Origin of the sequence: Veronia nyctiphanis, from assembly GCF_004116385.1 — a bacterium.
In the GTDB taxonomy this organism is placed as follows: Bacteria; Pseudomonadota; Gammaproteobacteria; order Enterobacterales; family Vibrionaceae; genus Veronia; species Veronia nyctiphanis.
Genome location: NZ_PEIB01000032.1, coordinates 1 through 16,709, shown reverse-complemented (window position 1 = coordinate 16,709; position 16,709 = coordinate 1). Strand labels below are relative to the sequence as shown.

Annotated in this window: 17 protein-coding genes and 4 pseudogenes; 12 read left to right on the top strand and 9 right to left on the bottom strand. The window is 45.2% G+C overall.

Annotated elements, in window-relative coordinates:
- Window positions 1–14: 14 nt before the first annotated feature.
- Window positions 15–365 carry a divalent-cation tolerance protein CutA gene (gene cutA / locus CS022_RS19470; RefSeq protein WP_129123633.1) on the bottom strand — a complete coding sequence of 117 codons (351 nt, stop codon included), beginning with the start codon at window positions 363–365 and terminating at the stop codon, window positions 15–17.
- A gap of 156 nt (window positions 366–521) precedes the next feature.
- On the bottom strand, window positions 522–1,055 hold the full coding sequence (locus tag CS022_RS19465; RefSeq protein WP_129123632.1) for a hypothetical protein: 534 nt from the start codon (window positions 1,053–1,055) through the stop codon (window positions 522–524).
- 274 nt (window positions 1,056–1,329) lie between these two features.
- Between CS022_RS19465 and CS022_RS19460 the strand changes: the two genes are divergently transcribed.
- From CS022_RS19460 to CS022_RS19445, 4 genes and pseudogenes are all read left to right on the top strand, one after another.
- Window positions 1,330–2,043 (top strand): DUF1223 domain-containing protein, encoded by a 714-nt coding sequence (locus tag CS022_RS19460; RefSeq protein ID WP_129123631.1) that lies wholly within the window; start codon window positions 1,330–1,332, stop codon window positions 2,041–2,043.
- Between the two features lie 245 nt (window positions 2,044–2,288).
- A pseudogene (katG, locus tag CS022_RS19455) lies at window positions 2,289–4,455 on the top strand (catalase/peroxidase HPI); the annotation flags it as partial.
- A gap of 262 nt (window positions 4,456–4,717) precedes the next feature.
- A complete protein-coding gene (locus CS022_RS19450; RefSeq protein WP_161569679.1) occupies window positions 4,718–6,403 on the top strand; it encodes a glycoside hydrolase family 19 protein in 1,686 nt (561 codons plus the stop codon).
- Window positions 6,404–7,079: 676 nt separating this feature from the next.
- Window positions 7,080–7,823 (top strand): hypothetical protein, encoded by a 744-nt coding sequence (locus tag CS022_RS19445; protein WP_129123629.1) that lies wholly within the window; start codon window positions 7,080–7,082, stop codon window positions 7,821–7,823.
- 107 nt (window positions 7,824–7,930) lie between these two features.
- On the opposite strand, the gene CS022_RS24950 is transcribed toward CS022_RS19445, so the two are convergent.
- Window positions 7,931–8,164 (bottom strand): hypothetical protein, encoded by a 234-nt coding sequence (locus tag CS022_RS24950; RefSeq protein WP_161569678.1) that lies wholly within the window; start codon window positions 8,162–8,164, stop codon window positions 7,931–7,933.
- Window positions 8,165–8,356: 192 nt separating this feature from the next.
- Between CS022_RS24950 and CS022_RS19435 the strand changes: the two are divergent.
- Window positions 8,357–9,072 (top strand): annotated as a pseudogene (locus CS022_RS19435) (phage portal protein); the annotation flags it as partial.
- Between the two features lie 123 nt (window positions 9,073–9,195).
- Here CS022_RS19435 and CS022_RS19430 read toward each other — a convergent pair.
- Genes CS022_RS19430 through CS022_RS19425 form a run of 3 tightly spaced genes read right to left on the bottom strand, consistent with a single transcriptional unit; the run spans window position 9,196 to window position 10,797 of the window.
- Complete coding sequence (locus CS022_RS19430) at window positions 9,196–10,149, bottom strand: DUF4041 domain-containing protein (RefSeq protein ID WP_235869779.1); 954 nt, start codon at window positions 10,147–10,149, stop codon at window positions 9,196–9,198.
- Window positions 10,150–10,169: 20 nt separating this feature from the next.
- Entirely contained in the window at window positions 10,170–10,499 is a 330-nt protein-coding gene (locus CS022_RS26735) for a hypothetical protein (protein WP_235869777.1), read from the bottom strand.
- Window positions 10,500–10,503: 4 nt separating this feature from the next.
- Complete coding sequence (locus CS022_RS19425) at window positions 10,504–10,797, bottom strand: hypothetical protein (protein ID WP_129123627.1); 294 nt, start codon at window positions 10,795–10,797, stop codon at window positions 10,504–10,506.
- 176 nt (window positions 10,798–10,973) lie between these two features.
- Here CS022_RS19425 and CS022_RS26730 point away from each other — a divergent pair, with 176 nt between their 5' ends.
- From CS022_RS26730 to CS022_RS27450, 3 genes and pseudogenes are all read left to right on the top strand, one after another.
- Window positions 10,974–11,204 (top strand): ogr/Delta-like zinc finger family protein, encoded by a 231-nt coding sequence (locus CS022_RS26730; protein WP_129123626.1) that lies wholly within the window; start codon window positions 10,974–10,976, stop codon window positions 11,202–11,204.
- A pseudogene (locus tag CS022_RS26725) lies at window positions 11,201–11,254 on the top strand (ogr/Delta-like zinc finger family protein); the annotation flags it as partial. The gene CS022_RS26730 and the pseudogene CS022_RS26725, both read left to right, overlap by 4 nt.
- 27 nt (window positions 11,255–11,281) lie before the next feature.
- Window positions 11,282–11,407: a hypothetical protein gene (locus CS022_RS27450; protein ID WP_268967916.1), complete on the top strand. Its 126-nt coding sequence runs from the start codon at window positions 11,282–11,284 to the stop codon at window positions 11,405–11,407.
- 13 nt (window positions 11,408–11,420) lie between these two features.
- On the opposite strand, the gene CS022_RS24945 is transcribed toward CS022_RS27450, so the two are convergent.
- Together CS022_RS24945 and CS022_RS19410 are read right to left on the bottom strand one after the other, a co-directional pair.
- On the bottom strand, window positions 11,421–11,576 hold the full coding sequence (locus CS022_RS24945) for a hypothetical protein (RefSeq protein ID WP_161569677.1): 156 nt from the start codon (window positions 11,574–11,576) through the stop codon (window positions 11,421–11,423).
- 394 nt (window positions 11,577–11,970) lie between these two features.
- Complete coding sequence (locus CS022_RS19410) at window positions 11,971–12,732, bottom strand: phage antirepressor N-terminal domain-containing protein (protein WP_129123624.1); 762 nt, start codon at window positions 12,730–12,732, stop codon at window positions 11,971–11,973.
- A gap of 393 nt (window positions 12,733–13,125) precedes the next feature.
- Here CS022_RS19410 and CS022_RS19405 point away from each other — a divergent pair, with 393 nt between their 5' ends.
- Genes CS022_RS19405 through CS022_RS19395 form a run of 3 tightly spaced genes read left to right on the top strand, consistent with a single transcriptional unit; the run spans window position 13,126 to window position 15,378 of the window.
- The gene (locus CS022_RS19405) at window positions 13,126–13,596 is read left to right on the top strand and encodes an AAA family ATPase (RefSeq protein WP_129123623.1); all 471 of its coding nucleotides are present in this window, start codon (window positions 13,126–13,128) and stop codon (window positions 13,594–13,596) included.
- The gene (locus CS022_RS19400; RefSeq protein WP_129123622.1) at window positions 13,593–14,528 is read left to right on the top strand and encodes an AAA family ATPase; all 936 of its coding nucleotides are present in this window, start codon (window positions 13,593–13,595) and stop codon (window positions 14,526–14,528) included. Before CS022_RS19405 ends, CS022_RS19400 begins: the two co-directional genes overlap by 4 nt.
- Entirely contained in the window at window positions 14,521–15,378 is an 858-nt protein-coding gene (locus CS022_RS19395) for a DUF4435 domain-containing protein (protein WP_129123621.1), read from the top strand. The genes CS022_RS19400 and CS022_RS19395 overlap by 8 nt, the downstream gene beginning before the upstream one ends.
- Window positions 15,379–15,388: 10 nt before the next feature.
- On the opposite strand, the pseudogene CS022_RS25515 reads toward CS022_RS19395, so the two are convergent.
- A pseudogene (locus CS022_RS25515) lies at window positions 15,389–15,565 on the bottom strand (thermonuclease family protein); the annotation flags it as partial.
- A gap of 294 nt (window positions 15,566–15,859) precedes the next feature.
- On the opposite strand from CS022_RS25515, the gene CS022_RS19385 reads away from it, so the two are divergent.
- The gene (locus tag CS022_RS19385; protein ID WP_129123620.1) at window positions 15,860–16,624 is read left to right on the top strand and encodes a GNAT family N-acetyltransferase; all 765 of its coding nucleotides are present in this window, start codon (window positions 15,860–15,862) and stop codon (window positions 16,622–16,624) included.
- Window positions 16,625–16,709 lie beyond the last annotated feature (85 nt).

The following is a 16,709-nucleotide window of genomic DNA, read 5'->3' as shown; positions in this document are numbered from 1 at the left end:
GGGAAAAGAGGCGTTCAGGAAGCACTCGCTCTGCACGTCTCCCGAATCCAACTGAGATAGTCAGTTGAGCCCGCAGTAATGGGCAGCATAATGATTTCAGGAACGTCATAGGGGTGGAGCATTTTGATGCGTTCAGAGAGCGCGTCGAATAGCTCCCGGCGGGTCTTTATCATCACCAGCTTTTCATCGTCACTCTGAATTTCGCCCTCCCAGTGATAAAAGCTCTGTACCGGATACACCTGTACGCATGCCGCCAGCTTTTCTTCCAGCAAGGTTTTGATCATGGCTTGCCCGGAATCATCATCCGCATAGGTGGTGACAACAACTACAAACTCGTCACTCGCTGAGTGGGTTATTTCAGACATGTAAATACTCATGGTTGATTGTTCATACATCAACAAAGTAAGGCATAAACGCTTTATGTAATGCAAACATGAATAACAACAAAGTAGGTGTAGAAAGTAGGAAAAATAAACAGGGCGCAATAAAGCGCCCTGAAAAGAGGTGTAGTTAGAAGCCAATCACGACGACTCAGTCGCCACGTTTAATGGACGTTCCTTCAATAACGGCAACGCGCTGCGTACCACCCGCCAATGCATCACCCAAAGAACAATTGCCACCAGCCCGGCAACCGAACCAATGGCAAACGGCAGCAGCGACAAAATTTGTGCGGTACACCAGCCGTAACCTAGCCAGAGTCCATTAGTTTTCAGCACAGTCAGAGACGGTCGCCGCTCACGTTCACTGTCTAACGCATCAGCGACATTCTTCATGATGAAGAAATCTTCGATAAAGTTATAGGGGATAAGAAACATCAACCATACACTGGTTGGCTTTACCTTTCGTGACTCAGGGTGGACCAGCAGCATCAAATGATAAAGATCGCGACAATACAAATAGACCAAAGCAAGAAAGCCAAGCGCCACACAAACTGAGCCAACGGGCCCAAACACACTGAGCTCTGCCATAGTCCCCCCTGCCGGGCCATCGCTGATAAACGGATAAGCGAGGCCATAAGCGACGGGAATCGACAGTAATAATTTTAGTAATAGCAAAATTCTCTCCCCTTTCTTTCATGTTTTCTGAGTTAAAAGTGTGTAAAACAACGCGTTCATCAGAAAAGTAGCCAGTATGTATGATTTGATTCTAATCGATAGATTTGAACCGGTGAGTATCCGCTCTATTTTTTCGAGCTAAATCATCAATTTCTGAAAATATAGTGGTTTTATCCGTTTTGTTTCCTTGCTCAGTTTTCGCTAACTAAAACAGCGAGTGAAAGAATCTGCTGCCGAAATGGTCTAGTTCAAAGTCCGTTATAAGGAGTCAGCTATGAACATCAGGGAATTTTGTGCATCGATTAGCGCGACGCTGTTACTCAGCCTGCCTGTCAGCGCTCAAACCTGGGTGAATAACCAAGCACCCGCCACGATTGTCGAGTTATTCACATCTGAGGGGTGCAGCAGTTGCCCATCTGCAGAGAAGAAGCTCAATACATTGAAAGAGAGAGAGGAACTCTGGACCAAAGTCATTCCTCTCGCGTTTCATGTTGATTACTGGAATTACATCGGCTGGAAAGACAGGTTCTCAAAGCGCGAATTTTCAGACAGGCAACGCATTAAAGTTGCCAAGCGTCAGGCGAAAGGCGTTTATACGCCGGGCTGGTTTATCAATAATCAGGAATGGCGCGGTTTCTTTGCCCGACACCCTATCCCTTTTCTTTCAGGATCAAAGGCTGGTGAGCTGAAAGCAACACTTGAGAATAATCAGGTGACCGTGAACTATGACCAGCCTGAAGAATATTCCGTCAACATTGCCTTACTCGCGATGGATGAAACGACCAAAGTCACTCGTGGTGAAAATACCGGAAGAAAGCTCGACCATGACTTCGTTGTCGTTGACTTCGCGACATACTCTGGCAAACAAAAATGGCAACATAACCTGCCTCAAGCGATGTCAGCCGAGCCAGACGCCATTGCAGTATGGATTGAATCGGCAGGAAACCGAGATCCGATACAAACCGTTGCAGGAGTGATAGCGAAATAAACGCCCCCCAATTCGCGAGATGTGTTTCAAGGCCAAACCTGCCCTATGGGGTTTGGTTTTTATCATCAACACATGAAATAACCCCTTGCCTCAACGATACAACAACATGCAACTCTCTGTTCCCGTAAGCTTTCTCAGCCATAAAAGGTTTTGCCAATTGCAGCGGTAAGCAAAACCACGTTGTACGAATTTCAACCAATCACTATACCTGAATAAAGCCACACAGAATGGAACAGGAGAGGAATATGGATAGCAATAGCAAGTGCCCATTTCACCATACAGCCGGTGGCGGTAAAACCAACCGTGACTGGTGGCCCAACCAACTTCGTATCGACATCCTGCACCAACACACATCAGAATCAAACCCGTTGGATGGCGACTTCAACTATCGTGAAGCGTTCAAAAACCTCGATTTAAAAGCGGCAAAACAAGATTTGCACGCTGTGATGACAGATTCACAAGCGTGGTGGCCAGCAGACTTCGGTCACTACGGCCCACTTTTCGTGCGCATGGCTTGGCACAGCGCAGGCACATACCGTACCTCAGACGGCCGCGGTGGCGCTGGTACAGGTAATCAGCGCTTTTCGCCGGTTAACAGCTGGCCTGACAATGGCAACCTCGACAAAGCCCGTCGCTTGCTGTGGCCAGTCAAACAAAAATACGGTCAGAGCATTTCATGGGCTGACCTTATGATCCTTGCCGGTAACGTTGCGCTAGAGTCGATGGGTCTCAAAACTTTTGGTTTCTCCGGCGGTCGAGAAGATATCTGGTCACCAGAAGAAGACATCTACTGGGGCAATGAAAAAGAATGGCTCGATGATAATCGCTACACCGACGACCGAGACCTCGAAAACCCACTGGCAGCGGTTCAAATGGGGCTTATCTACGTGAACCCAGAGGGGCCAAACGGTAACCCCGACCCTATCGCCGCCGCCAAAGACATTCGCGAAACCTTTGCTCGCATGGCAATGGACGATGAAGAAACCGTCGCCTGATCGCAGGCGGTCATACTTTTGGTAAAACCCACGGTGCAGGCGATGCAGGCAATGTCGGCCCTGAGCCAGAGGCATCCCCCATTGAAACGCAAGGGTTTGGATGGAAAAGCAGTTATAAGTCCGGCAAAGCGGGCGACAGCATCACAAGTGGTTTAGAAGTCACTTGGACGCAAGCCCCAACACAATGGACTAACTACTTTTTTGAAAACCTGTTTGGTTACGAGTGGGAGCTGTCGAAAAGCCCCGCAGGCGCACACCAATGGGTAGCAAAAGATGCAGAGGCCGTGATCCCCGATGCCTTCGACGCAGGCAGTAAACATTTCCCGATGATGCTGACCACAGACCTCTCGCTTCGATTTGACCCCGAATACGAGAAAATCTCTCGCCGCTTCCTGCAACACCCAGAGCAATTCGCCGACGCCTTTGCCCGCGCTTGGTACAAACTGACGCACAGAGACATGGGGCCTAAAAGCTGTTACATCGGCCAAGAAGTGCCAGCAGAAACCATGTTGTGGCAAGACCCTATCCCCGAGCAAAACCATAGCCTGATCGATGAAAACGACCTCGCCACACTGAAAAACAGCATCGCGGAGAGCGGGCTCAGTGTGTCCGAATTGGTCTCAACCGCATGGGCATCGGCCTCTACGTTCAGAGGGTCAGACATGCGCGGTGGCGCCAACGGCGCGCGAATCGCACTTTCGCCTCAGAAGAATTGGGAAGTAAACAAACCTGACCAATTGGCGAAAGTGCTGGATGTGCTTGTGGATATACAGAGCAAATTCAACGACGCACAAACGACCGACAAGCGGGTCTCTCTGGCTGATACCATTGTTATCGCGGGCAGTGTCGGGATTGAAAACGCTGCGCGCGCGGCAGGCACAGATCTGTCAGTACCGTCACCCTTGGCCGTATGGACGCCACGCAAGAAGAGACTGATATCGAATCATTCAACGTTCTTGAGCCTTATGCTGACGGCTTCCGTAACTTCCAGAAAACCAAATACACCGTAAGTCCTGAAGATCTTCTGATTGACCGCGCACAGTTACTCACGCTGACAGCACCTGAAATGACGGCGCTGGTCGGCGGTCTGAGAGTACTGAACACCAATGCAGGCGGCGATTGCCACGGTGTGTTCACCAATAAACCGGAAACCCTGACTAATGACTTCTTTATCACCCTGCTCGACATGGGCGTCGAGTGGCACGCGCATGAGGGCGACATGACGTTCGAAGGCCGCGACCGCAACAGCGGAGAAGTAAAATGGACAGGTACCCGGTTCGACCTGGTCTTCGGCTCTAACTCGCAGTTACGCGCCCTTGCCGAAGTCTATGCTTCGAATGATGGCAAAAAGAGGTTCACTGACGATTTCATCGCCGCTTGGGCGAAAGTCATGAACCTCGACAGGTTTGATCTGGTGGCTGATTCAGTCGTGACCGACTATTTCACTGCCAAAATAACGCACAAGGGCCATCTCGTATGGCCCTTTTTATCAAGAACAATACATTAACAATTTCGCTATCAATTCCTTACATCACACATTTCCTGAGACTACTTCGTCGCACTGTTCAAAAAATATGCAACCACTCGAAAGCTGACACTTCGAGACAGATCTCATCATAACCACTGGTTACTGTCTGAACAGACCAACCTCCAAGTTAATGAAATGTAGGGATAAAAGGATGAAACAACCACGTTTTAGACGCAGTACGCTGATGAAAAGCCTGCTGCTGCCCGGACTGCTGTTTTCCGCCAGTGTGCTGGCAAGCTACCCGCAATACAATGAAGAATCGGTATATTCCGGTGGCCAAACGGTCATTCATGAAGGACACATCTACGAAGCCAGATGGTGGACACAGGGTGAAATACCAGACAAAGACAACCCATGGGGTCCATGGAAATTAATAGGCCCTGCTGATGGCACGAATCCCGACCCTGATCCGGACCCAGACCCAGATCCTGACCCGGATCCCGATCCAAATCCACCGGGCGACACATATCCCGGGCAATGGCCTGCATACAAAAACGGTAACGTCTATACAGCAGGTGAAAAAGTCAGCCATGTCGGCAATGTCTATGAAGCACAATGGTGGACGCAGAACGAAGCGCCTGACAGTGCTGAGCCAACAGGCGTATGGAAGTATCTGGGTAAGGCCGAAACCCCGAAAGACCCGGACCCCGATCCAGACCCAACGCCAGACCCGGGCAATGGCATCATAGGCCAAAACCCAGACGGCAGCTACATCATGAGTAAAGCGTTCCTTGATAAACGCGAAGCGGCATTGACTGATTCACCAGAGTTCCGAGCCGCTCTCGCGTCTATCGCCACACGCGACAATGCCGTGGTTGAAGCTGTCTCACCCGGTTCAGCCGCCAACCCAGACAACGTCCAGCGTGTCGAGAAACTGATCTCGCCAACCAAGTGGGATAACCTCTTCCCAGAGCGCAATGCCGCCTATACCTATGACAACTTCCTCAAAGCGGTTGCCAAGTTCAAAGGCTTCTGTGCCACCTACACCGATGACAGAGCCGCGAAATCTGACGATATTTGTGCCAAATCACTCGCCGTGATGTTCGCGCACTTTACGCAAGAAACCGGCGCGCACAACCCATTCTCGCCAAACCCAGAATGGCAACAGGGCCTCTACTTCGTGCGTGAATCAGGCTGTAGCGCAGACTCCAACTCTTGCGGCTACAACAGCGAATGTGCAGCGAGTAACTGGCAGACAGAAGAGTGGCCATGTGGCACCGACAGCAATGGTCAATATGTGAAGTACTTTGGCCGTGGTGCCAAGCAGCTTTCTTACCACTACAACTACGGACCGTTCTCAGATTTCATCTTTAACGATGTAACTGTGCTGCTGAACGACCCGGACCGCGTAGCAGAGAGCTGGCTGAACCTAGCATCCGCCGTCTTCTTCTTCGTTTATCCGCAACCGCCGAAACCTTCAATGCTGCATGTGATTGACGGCACATGGCAGCCATCTGCGGCAGACATTGCAGAGAAACGTGTACCGGGCTTTGGGGTCACCACCATGATCATCAACGGCGGTATCGAATGTACCCAAGACACCGAAAAGCCGCAGTCGGTCAACCGCATCAAGTACTACCGCGGCCATGCTGAAGCGCTCGGCGTGCCCATCCCGGCAGACGAGCAATTGGGCTGTGCAGGCATGAAAGCCTTCAATGCAGACAGCGCCAGCTTCGGCCTCTACTGGGAAAACGACTGGAGCTACAACAAAGACAACCCGGGCGGTAAGAGCTTTGCCTGTAAGGTGATCAGCAATTACCAGACACCGCACACAACCCTTAAAAAAGGCGACTACGCCAAGTGTGTCCAGAGATACTACGGCGTGACCGTCGAATAACTGGATAGTACCTCTCAAAGCCCCGTTTTAAGGGGCTTTTTTGTTTTTAACAACGCATAAGTCACCATTTATAAATCATCCAATTTTATGGACAAGTCAGTGTAGTTGATAGAGATATCAAAATTCACATTTTGAAAAAGTGGCGATGAAGTGGCGATGAAAAAATTTTACTCATTCGCGCTAAAAGTTGGTATCCGATGGCAACATCACACTGCACTTTTTCAATTTTGAAATTCCAAGCGAACACCTAAAGTGTCTGGAAACCCCGTTTTTCTTGGGTCTGCATCAACTCCACTGAATTGACGCATGATCAACAGATCATTCTGTTTTCTGACTGAAATAACCGAAAGCCCGTAATTTACTGGCCTGCAAGGCAGAATGTGTCTATTCCACGGATCGTAAAAACTTCTATTTTTTTCAAAATTTCGAGATCGAAAACGTCGCAGGTGGGCGAGGGGGAGCGCGGATTTTGTTACTAACTATTTTCCGTTTTAATAAAGTCTGGTTGTGTCTAGAGAGGTATGAGATTGAAAACCGGACTGAGTCAGCCAACTAGACAAAACTCAAAAGACGTCAGCTCTTGTTTAGTGAACCCATTCTAATTAATCGCAGCAAAGATTCTCCATATCACAACCAATCTATAGACTGCGCAAAGCTAAAGTGTAATTGGTGAAATATGATGAAGAACAGTTCAATACTTATACTGTCAACAATTTTCCTATCGGCATGTTCTAGCAATAGTACATCACATAGTTCTTTCGCAGTTGATGGCGGGTGGATTGCAGTCAATTTAGATGCTTCAGGTAAAGCGATTCCGCTAGGAGTAGTTTTTTCTGAAAACATTGCTCATATAGCAGATTTGAATAGTCAGTTGTCGAGGCGCAAAGACAGTGTCAATTTTGATTTGAAATATCAAAATAAAAAAATCAAATATCGCTTTAAACAAGTGTCAGAAAATATGATGACTGGTACTGCCAATGATGGCCGAATAGAGTCGCTCAACTTGAAGTTGCTAAAAGGATTTGAGAACAATGGCGACTTACAGAGTCTAAATAAGAAATGGACATTGTTAAGGCAGGGCGAGGTCACTTCGTTTCAAGATACTTTCACTTTAAATTCATCTGGTAAATTCAGCGATGAGTATCTTGTCGATTGCCAGGTACAAGGCTCTCTGCAGCATAAATTCTCAAATGTATTCAACTTTACCTTTTCACTGAAAGACTGCTTGACCAGCTCCCACAATGGCATCGTCAAAGGTATTGCAAGCTACCACTCTTCAGAGAGTTTATCAAAACTTGGGATAAACAAAGACAACATGGATTTTCTGTTCTTTTATACAACTGAGCATTCAAACGAAAACCTCTCACCTAAAGAGTTTTCTAAATTAGGAAGGCAAATATACGTTGCTACAGCTCCATAAACTAGCGCGTTAATAGGTCTAAAAACTAGCTATTTTATGTTGCACTTTGCATATATCGTGAAGAGTTACGCTTAAATTTCATCTCGTTATCGGGTCGAGCCTACCTTTTAGGGCGCTGCTGTCACCGCCGTGTCCATTGAAGCTTCGGCCTGTCCGGGGGCACCTGTTGTGCCTGCCCCTGCGGGGTCGCCCCACGAATATGGGTGCGAGTGGCTGGCGCAAGAGTTGGAAAGGTCGGTTACCACTTGCATAAGTTCGCTTAATAACTTCAGTACGTTTTCACCCTCTGACCCGACCCACGTTTTCGGGATTTTGTATTCCTGTTCCGCACTGGCTTGCACCTGTCTGACCTTGCATTGCAGCGCGGCCAGCTTATCGGTGACGCTGTGAAAATTGCCGTCCTGATCAACATGGTGATACACGCCGGAGCGTTGCTGGTAGCGGCTTTCCCCTTCTTTGATAGCGGGCAGGGCGTTGCCCAGTGGCAGCACGGTGCGGATAAACGGCTTGTCGGGTTGGCCGAACGCAAATTCTGCCGTGATTATTTTCAGTTTGGCCACGGCGCACTGCTGAAACTGCTGAAACTGCGTAACGTCTTTGGCAACGTGACCGGGCTGTGCCACCTGCCCGCCATGTATTTACGCAAACGGGCCAACGGCGACTTTTGGTTGCTGGAGCGCGAAAACCAAAAGCGCCCCTACCGCAAAGAAGACGTAATATACCTGCCGCAATACGACCCGCGCCAGCAGGTGTATGGCCTGCCCGACTACCTTGGCGGCCTGCAGAGCTCGCTGCTGAATAAAGATGCCACCCTGTTTCGCCGCCGCTATTACAAAAATGGCGCCCATATGGCTTTATCTTTTACGCCACCGACCCCAACCTGAGCCCCGGCGATGAAACCATGATGAAAGAGGCCATTGCCAGCTCAAAGGGCATCGGCAATTTTCGCAGCATGTTTGTGAACATTCCAAACGGCAGTGAGAAAGGGATTCAGTTAATTCCGGTGGGCGACATTGCCACCAAAGACGAGTTTGAACGGATAAAGAACATCACCGCGCAGGATGTGCTGGTGTCGCACCGCTTTCCGCCGGGAAAAGGCGGGATGATACCGCAGGGAACCGCCAGCTTTGGCGACCCGGAAAAGGTAGGGCGAGAATATGCCCGAGATGAGATTTTACCTGTGTGTGAGTTGATTTTGGATGAGGTGAATAGCGACCCGGAGATACCGGGTCGTTTATCAACAAACTAGGCTAAGCCGGAATTGACTCCCTTAGCCTCTTGCTCTCATGATAATCTTTAGCGATTGCTGTCATTTTGAAGTCTGCATCGATGCCAGCCAGTTTGGTAACTGCTTCGCGAATTTCGTCCAAATCTACTTTAAAAAACTCTTTTCGAAGGTTAACAGCATTAACCTTCGAGTACCAAACTCTCTGTGAAGAGCCGTTTCAAGAGCTGGAGCATCCTCTGTATACACCATTGCATGAACATCAAAAGGAAAAGGTACACTGGCATCGCCCAACTCTTTAACTCGGTCCAGAGGTTCAAGTCGTCTCGTAAGGCCTATCTTGTATATGTCTTCGCCGAAAGATCCAACGTTACTTATTACGTAAACATGCCCTTTTCTAGTTTGCTCAGCCATGCTTTTCGCTCTTTGCTCCTTTGCCTCCGCAGCTAATAATTGCTTTTCAAGTTCGGCTATTCTCTGCTCGGCAATGATTCGCTCATTCTCATCAGCTTGAATAAGCTCTTTACGAGCTTTTTCAAGCAATGAACGATAAACTTTCTCTTCTTTTTCCGCTTCTGCTATGGCTTTTTCATATTCCCTGATTGCTCTTTGTTCTTCCCTTATCTGCTCCTTGATAAGCTTCTGCTCTGCAATTTCTTCCTGTCTTTTTAATGTGTACTGATACTGAAGCCTACACTCCTGAAACTTTAACTCGACATAATCTATGTCGAATCCACACTCAAAAGTTGCTGCAGATTTCTCTAGTGTGTTTGCCAGTTTCTCAATCCTTTCCAGTGTTCGTGGAAAACTGCTGGGACCTACTTTTGAAATGAGAAAATCACATTCAATATTGAAAGCAGTCAGCATGAGCTTCACTTGGCCATCGAGTATTTTTTTGTTGTAGGCCTTGTTCGAGGAAATGACGGTATAGTCAGGGTAACTGATCGCACTTTTTTGCTTAATCATTTCTTTCTGTTCATTTCTGATCTCTTTTATCTCTTCAGCGAACCGTTCTGAGGTTTCATAGAGATAATCAGGTGTTTCAAACAGACCACAAGAGCTGTACTCATCAACGCGAGAGTATAAGTCTAATTTAGACATGAGATTGTCTACTGAGCTTTTCATAGTTTCAATTTCTTGGGCCAAATTGTAAGCTCAGTAGAGAGATCGTGTGATTCCTTCTCTTTCTTAGAAACCGATTGTGCTAGTTCTTTCTCTCGTGATTTCAACTCAATTAAGTCTGCGTATTCTTTCTTTACACCTACTAGCTTTTTGTAATTTTCTTCTTTTTCTATTTTTATTGACTCCAAATCTTTATCTAAGACCTGAATTGCCTCAGAAATCGATTTAAACTTATCTATTTTTTTATTAGCTCTCTGATTTGTAATAAGATAAGTAAAAAAGATTGCCAACACTGAGCCAATGAGAATGAATAATATATCTTGGTCCATTTTATTACTTTAAAGCCTCTCGTATGTAATATTTTCTTAACTCAGCTCGCTCATCGCAACGTTCTTCATACTCGGATTTAGCATCTTCGAGATTATCTTTAAAACGTTGTTTCTCAGCTTTAACGTTTGCTCTTTCTAGTTCCCGCATGTGGCGAGCTTGTTCTCTCTGAAGCTTTGCTGTTTCTCTTGCCGCTGCCTTTGCACGTCTGTCAGCTTCACGAACTGCTTTTTTATTTGCTTTATCAAGCGCCTTATATACCTTGATTGCAGTTTTTAAACCGCTACTTTTTCTAGCCAAAATTCTCCACCGCTAAATAAGAGTTAAACCAAGTTAACACCACCAAGATCTATGAAACCATTTGAAAACAACAGTTATGTAGACACTTGATAATTCCATATACAAAGCATCAAATGTACTTTAACACTTCCAACAATGTATACTCTTCTGGTCATTAATTAATCGGATTAATAACCATGCGCATACTGTGTCAATGTGGTGCAGCCTCGATTATACATAGAGTAAATGCTCTGTCTAACAGTACCGACACCGAATTAATGTGCTCCTGCACTGACCCCGAGTGTGGTCACTCTTTTATCAGTGGTGTAAGTTACAAACACGCCACCAAGCCGAGCCGGTTAACCCTTGATGAGCCAGTAAAAATTGGCGCCAGCGTATTACCTGTGGCTGTGGCTCGCGGGCGGTGATCACCAAAACCAATCGGCTATCAAATAACTGTGCAGATTTGTATTGCAGGTGTAAAAACGCGGAGTGTGGGCATGAAATGGTGCTTTCGGTGTATTTTTCTGAAACCCTGAGCCCTTCAGCGAAGGCGGCCCAAACGCTCGCCACCGCGATGGTGAAAACGCTGGGCGCCCGCAATGTGCGTCAGCTTGAACTCATGTTTTGATCCCCCTCTCTGGTTACCCTGGCCAATGGGCTGATACGCTGTCGGCCATCCCTTCAACAAGCCCGATTAAAAACCCCGCGACCTGTTCTGCGTCCGCCGTGTTCTCTGCAGTTCTCTGCGCCATCGCTTCGCGGATGAAGTCGATGGCCTGGCTGTGTAGATCAATCATTATTGCTCCTGACTGATGAAAGGTACTGTATATGTATACAGTATTTTTATATTGAGGCAATACGCTGTAACCAATTTGTGAGGGAGCAAGAAGTGTACGCAGTAACCGCAAAATGAACACAGGGAGAAAACGCAGAGGTAGTAGCAAAGTGATTGCTTTATAGAGAGAAGTGGCTGCCAAGCGACATGAGATGAGTAATAAAGGTACCCGGTGAGAGAAACTGCTTAGGGGCAGGCACTATTAGGAGATAGCCTCTCACCGGGTAAGCCAACGCCGCCGGAAGGTGCGAACATCGACACTTTCAAACTAGTACGTTAAAGACGCATCATCACCGCCGAATAATCAGTTTGCGGCTGACCCGCGCTTTCAATTTCAAAACGCTGTTTGTCAGTACTCACAGCATTTGAATTTGCCCACATAAACTTTCATGCCTGCGCATTAAGGCAGCGAGTTGGTCGGTCAGGGTGACCAGTTCACTCTGTTGCTCACTGAGTTGGTGCTGTATCTCGGTGAGTTCTGCTTTGCTGATCAGCGCCAGCCCGCGTTGCTCGGCCTCGCTGTGCAGGTCGCTGGCATTTTTCACGCTGGTGAGGTTTTCCAGCTCAGTTTTGATGGCTTTATTGGTGAGCGCGACGGTGACGGTATCGCACTCTGGCCATAAGGGGCTGTTGAACTTGCGTCGGTAGTGGTTGTGTATGGCGGTAATGCTGACGCCGCGTAAATGCGCAAGCTGGTAGATGCGATCGCGAAGTTGTTGCTCAGGGCGCGGGGTGGCGGAAAGTGCGGGGCTGGCCTGTATCGGCTCGGCGGGTTGTTGGGCTGTCCAGTGTTGCCAGAGCACATCGTCGCACTCGTTTTGAAAGCGCAATATCCGCTCGCGGATCTCTTTCCGCACTTTGTTGGGGCTGATGGTTTGCAGCCAGCCAAACAGTTTACGTAATGGCATGCAGACCGCATCCTGACTGGCGCCGTTGGTAGGTATGATCATTTTGATCATACCCCATCTGTCAGCGTTGGCATTTAGCTTTCTTAGTTGGGGTTCCCATGTTAAGCCCATGCCTTCGACAATGGCTTTCATTGGGGTATATGGCTGGTTTTGGTGCTCTACTACATACAACTCAGCACCGTTAAAAGGAACGGTAATTGCCGTGGTCATAGTGACCTCCTGCGTCTGATTTTGTGTAAATCACCACTCAGGGGTCCTAATCTCTGGGTGGCGAACTGAGCAAGGTTAGGACTACCGCGACGCATGGAAACGGCCCGCCGAAGCGGCCTCACTCAGCCCACCATAAACTGCAGGTGCGCGAGTGTAACACACAAAAAAACCAGCACGAAAAGGCTGGCGTCTGTGCGCCATACGTCTCTGTACGGGGTCCTAATCCCGGCACCGGATTTTGCCGATGCATCATTAGGTTAGCGATACATTGCGAACTGTGTCAATGGGTTGTGGTGTGATGCAGGGTTGGTTTTGACAAAGTATAGAAAAACATATACTTTCTGATGCAATTAAAATTTCAAATAATAAATAATTTTATTTAGCAGGCAAGTAATGCTCACACTTAAAAATGTAAAGATCAATGGCCTATTTGGCTTTTTAGACCACGAAATAGAGTTTAAAGAGGGTGGATTAACATTTATACATGGACCAAATGGTTGTGGGAAAACAACCGTATTAAGAATTATTGAATCTTATTTTAAACCTAAAGATTCATTTTGGAAAAATTCAGAATTCAAATCAATAATATTCACTTTTTCTGACGATGAAAATATTGCTATATATAAAGAAAAAGAAGAAGAAGAAGGGAATGAGTATAGTATAATGTACGTCTCTCTTGACGGGTTAAAAGCAATTGCTTCCTGGAAAGAATATAGTTATGGATTATTAGGTTTTGATATTAGCCCCAAACGACTAACTAAAGAGTTCCCCTTTTTAGAGTTAAGAGATAATGGTGTTTTATATGACATCTTTGAGGATAAAATAATTACAAAAAAAAGAAAATTGAATACTATATTTCTATGATAGCAAAGAAAAAGCCAAACATAGTAAAAAACAAAAGGCGTCCAGAGTGGGTTGAAAAATTTAATAACAAAATCAACTGCCATTTAATAAAAACTCAAAGGTTAATTAAGACATCTAGTTTTATGAGTAATCATAACTGGGCTTTAGCTAATGGTAATATGAAAATTACTGGGGATAAAAATGAAGACCTCGGCCTTGGAGGAAATATCTATATCATAGATGAATACTCAATTGATATAGCAAATAAAATTTCAAATGCGCACACTATATCAGCTGATATATCAAGGAAACAAGATAGAACATTCCCACAGCGACTTCTCTCTTCAAACTATTCAAATCTGACTAATGATGAGATATTTAATAAATATGAAAAAATACAAAATAAAATACTGGATTTGTCTGTTGCTGGTCTTATTGAAGAAAGTGAGCTATTTCCGATCGAAATAACAAAAATTAACGACACCCAAAATCATGTTCTTTATCTTTACTTAAATGATCTTGAAGAAAAGCTGAAAGTTTACGATGGATTGTTAAAAAAAATTGAGACATTCCGGAGTATAATATCATCTAAAATACTAAAGAAAAGTATAAAATTAAATTCAAAAGATGGTTTCTCAATAGAGCTATCTACAAATAAAAATGATAAAGAATCATCACGTGAAATACAGCCACATGATTTATCCTCAGGTGAACAACATCAAATAATTTTATTTTATGACCTTATATTTAAAACTGATAAACATCAGCTTTTTTTAATTGATGAACCAGAGATATCTTTACATGTCGACTGGCAAAGAAGATTCATAAATGATATTTTAAAAGTTTCTGAGATCGGAAATCATAACTTTCTTGTTGCGACTCACTCACCGCAGATTATTGGACCGAGAAGAGATTTAGCTGTTGCGTTAGATGGTGGTATTTTAAATGTTTGATTATATGCCACCTTATGAATTAGTTACTGAAATAGAATTTTCTAATGACCCAAATCCATGGCTTCTTGTTGAAGGTGGTAGTGATGCAAAGTTCTTCCTGACTAAAAATTTGCCTAGAGATCCTAAAATACAAATTTGTAATGGATGGGAGAACGTAGTTAGTGTAATCTCCAACAATCCAAAAACACAGGATACTAATTCAGTAGTAGTAGGTTTCATCGACAGAGACTATAGAGAAGAGTTAGGAAATAAAAATACTTTATGCAATATAGTTGAAACTGACTATAGAGATTTAGAGATATCTCTTTTTGAATCTAGTTCTCTAGATAAACTACTTATAGAAAAAGGATCTAGTAACAAAATCCCAAAGAAAGTAGGGAAAATAGATACTGATGAAGTAAGAAAGCATATATATTTAATAGCAAAAGATTTAGGTAAGATCCGGTTAGGGTTATTAAGAGATCAGAACGATATTTCATTAAAAAAAATAGATTATTCTAAATTTATAGATAAAAAAAGTTTAAATTTAAATCTTGCAAATCTAGTCAATCAAATAAATGCAAAAAATACAAATAAACTAGATATTGACTATTTAAAGAGTAAAGTTGATGAAAGCTGTGAAATAGAAAATCAATTCATCTGTTGTGGTCATGATATAAGCACTATTCTTGGTATATCTCTACATAGCTTGTATGGTAATGGTAAGATGAACCAAGAAGAAGTCGAAGAGTTTTTAAGAAGTGGCTATGAAGAAGCAATTTTTAAAGATACAAATATGTATAAAAAGCTTGAAACACTTTTATTAGGTGGCGACATTTCTAGTGATACCGAGCTAAAAGAGGCATCATAGTCATCTAACTTCATTTACACCACCCCAACCGCTTACTCCCATCATAAGGCCGAGCTAATCCGGCCTTAATCAGCTTTTCTGCCAGCCGTTCACCATCTATCTCAACATCAGCCAGCAACCGGAAGTATTTGCCCCGCTCGATATTCACCAGCCTGATCACCTCCGCACCCCGCAGCATCGCAACCGTAAACTGCTTCGCCTACCTCGCCTTCTGCTTTTCAGATTCACACTTCCCACGAATCTCAGGCGCATCCACCCCTTTCACCCGAACAGGAACACGCTTGCCTAGAGGCATGAGGAATTAAAGGCGTATAGAGGGTCGCAAATTTCACCCTTGAATTACATCGAACAAAGAGCAGGAATTATATTGCACACTTTGGGGTATATAACACTGTTATACGCAGTGCCGATATCGTGATTCTTGGTATTTGCGAGTGGATTAGATATACGAGTTAGTGACTAGGTTCAACGAGGTAAAAATATGTTTAAAGTGGATTTTTCACACTTTGAAAATAAGATCGATAAGGTTTCGTTTGAGAAGACCTTAATCGAAATATCAGTTAAGTCCGCTGAGGATGTGGTCTTTTTCCTCGATAATGTAGAACAACCTGAAGTGTTTTTCTTTATCCGTCGCGGTGTAGAGGCTGTATTGGTCTCTCGTGGAAATGTAGAGAGCTCTTACCTGAATAAGGTCGCAGAACTATTTAAAGAACATAGCGCAATAGTTTTAATGTCAGATGATCCGGAATTTCAGCGTCTCATGTCAGAAAACTATGGATTTGGTGTGGTAGAGCGACTTAGCTTTCAGTACGCACCATTGTCTCCGAGAATTGTGCAGCCTGTTGGAGATGGACTTGAGCTAAAGCGAATTGATTTGTCGTTAGCAAAACGTATCGAAGGCGAAATAGACCCAGATTTCAGACTTTTCTGGAACTCGCCAGATGACTTTATTGAGGCCGGCGGTAGTGGTTTGTGTCTGCTAAGAAATGGCGAAATAGTTGCCTGTACTTGGTCGTCTTATACTACCGATAAGAATGTAGAAATAGCGGTCGCGACGCGGGAAGACTCCCGCCAAAGTGGCTTTGCTAGTTTGATATGCTCCCACTACATAAATCAACTGCTATCTGAAGGTCGCGTACCTTGGTGGAGCTGTCATAAGAGTAACAAAGCGTCGATAGCCCTAGCTAAGAAGCTTGGCTTTCAAGTTTTACAAAATTATTCATGGATGTTTGCGCCCAGAAAGTAGGGGCAATCGTTTATGAAAGCGTATAACAACTGTAGTGGTTTAATGAACCCGGACACCATTTAAGGTGGTAAAGTCTCCACCAAAG